The sequence below is a fragment of the Acinetobacter sp. YH16044 genome, assembly GCF_013417145.1.
Classification (GTDB): domain Bacteria; phylum Pseudomonadota; class Gammaproteobacteria; order Pseudomonadales; family Moraxellaceae; genus Acinetobacter; species Acinetobacter amyesii.
This window is the reverse complement of record NZ_VPEK01000106.1, coordinates 1-2099: the sequence shown is the minus strand read 5'-3', so window position 1 is coordinate 2099 and position 2099 is coordinate 1. Positions and strand designations below refer to the sequence as shown.

Below are 2099 nucleotides of genomic sequence, written 5' to 3'. Positions count from 1 at the left end.
TTTTTTTTGTCTTTTCATCAGAAAAAAAGAACTTGTTTTGTTCTAAAAACGCTAAAAAACCTACCTACTTTTTTCAAAGAAAAAAGGCTTTAAAATCTAACTTTTCTATTTGTCGGTAAAAAGCCCCTAAGTCCTTTGTTTTCAAGGGTTTTACCTCATAGCCTTGATACATTAGCATAACTGCTTGGGAAATCTATTTTTCAAGTGGGTTTTTTTCCAATTTTTCAGAATGAAAAATCTAAAATTTAGCGAAGCGTAAAAAATTTTCAAGGGACGAAATAGGAATGCAATGTAACGCAGTGAAATTGTCATGACGTTTTAGCCCCTTGCTCCTAAAATGAGAGATAAAAAACAGCAATTGCTGTAAAAAAATAATGCTTGAGTAAAAACCCAAGCATTTATTTTTTGTATCTTTGATTCGATAAAAGACAAAGATGTATAATTCTTGCTTTGGAATCCGACCTCTTCAGCAAGACTAAAACGCGATATTGTATCGTCTCATTTTCTATGGGTAAAGATAATAAAAAAAGCCTTACACAAGGACAGAAACAACAAAAATACAAAGCCATAACAGACCACTTTGCAATTAATTTAGCAATGTGGAATCCCAGCTCTCCTCTAAAAAAGAGCTATGATAATACTTATCATTGCAATCGTGTTAAACATTATAACGGCGAAAAAATGACTTCAACTTACTGCAAAAATCGTTGGTGCTATACTTGTAATCGTATACGTAGTGCTATTAATATAAAACAATATGCTACTCAAATTAATGATTTTGGACAGCCGTTTTTTGTTACTCTTACAAGACCTACTTGTTCCATTGAAGAACTCCAAAGCCAAATAGAAGAAATGGAAAAAAGCTGGAGAATGCTCTATAATTCAAGCAAAGACAAGAGAGGGGATGCCTTTAAGAGTGGTGTTTTTTTAAAAGGAATTAGGACAATGGAATGTACTATTAGACCGAATGGACAATATCACTACCATATGCATATGATTGTTGATGGGTGGGCGAATGCTGAGTGGATTGTAAAAGAATGGTTAAAACGGAATCCTCAATCTAATCCAAATGCTCAAGATATCAGGCCTGCTAATGCAGGAGCTTTATCGGAGTTATTTAAGTACGCTATTAAAATGACTGTTGATTTGTCTAAATCAGATAATTTTAAACGATTAGACGCACTTTTTTGTATTTTAAAAGGGAAACGTACTCTTGCTACTTTTGGAGGAATTAAAGCTATAAAAGAGCCGACAGACGAAGATTTTCAAGTACAAGGACAATTTGAAGAAGAACTTTATTTGCGTCTAGGAAACGAAGAAAGTTTATGGATTTGGCAAAAAGATGCATTCGATTGGGTTAACCAAGCAACAGGGGAAATGTTGATCGGCGAAGAACTAGAACCGGAAATTCTCCGATTGTGTCAGAAAAAAGTACGGGAGTGATTTTTTTAGCTGCGCTAAAACATTTAGGTTTTTTAGCGTTTTCAGAACAAAACAAGATTTGTTTTTTATCTCTCGAAGAGCCTACGACCAAATTTTAGAGGTACGATTAAAAATTGGTCTAGTAGGTTATACCAATGATAAAATCATATGAAATCGGAGGGGTAAAATATCCTTTGATATTTTGATATTTTGATATTTTTATACTCTGGTCTTTTGATATTTTGCACTTTTAGTCCTATGATATTTCGCATTACCAATGGAGAAAAGAATTTTCTCCATTGGTAATGCGAGAAAATAAAATCTTCACTAAACACGGTTTTATATAATAACATAGCGATTTTAAATAGTTGCAAGATGTGTTTTTGTGACACAAAAACTTCTTGCCACCAAGGTGGGGGAGGGGGCGGAACTTCCGAAAAAAAACATTATATTTGTGAGTCGATGAGGAGGTAAAGAGCTCTGCAGAGGTGCAACTCTTGAGCGCCGAAATTCGAAAACGAAACAAGAAGTCTAGAGATAACTCTGGGCTTTTTTTTTGTCTTTTCATCAGAAAAAAAGAACTTGTTTTGTTCTAAAAACGCTAAAAAACCTACCTACTTTTTTCAAAGAAAAAAGGCTTTAAAATCTAACTTTTCTATTTGTCGGTAAAAAGCCCC

Annotated in this window: 1 protein-coding gene; it reads left to right on the top strand. The window is 33.8% G+C overall.

Translation table 11 applies throughout. From position 1 onward, the window contains the following. Positions 1–507 precede the first annotated feature (507 nt). Positions 508–1443, top strand: coding sequence for a protein rep (locus FTV38_RS17200; protein WP_179997572.1), 936 nt, complete (start codon positions 508–510; stop codon positions 1441–1443). Positions 1444–2099: the final 656 nt, after the last annotated feature.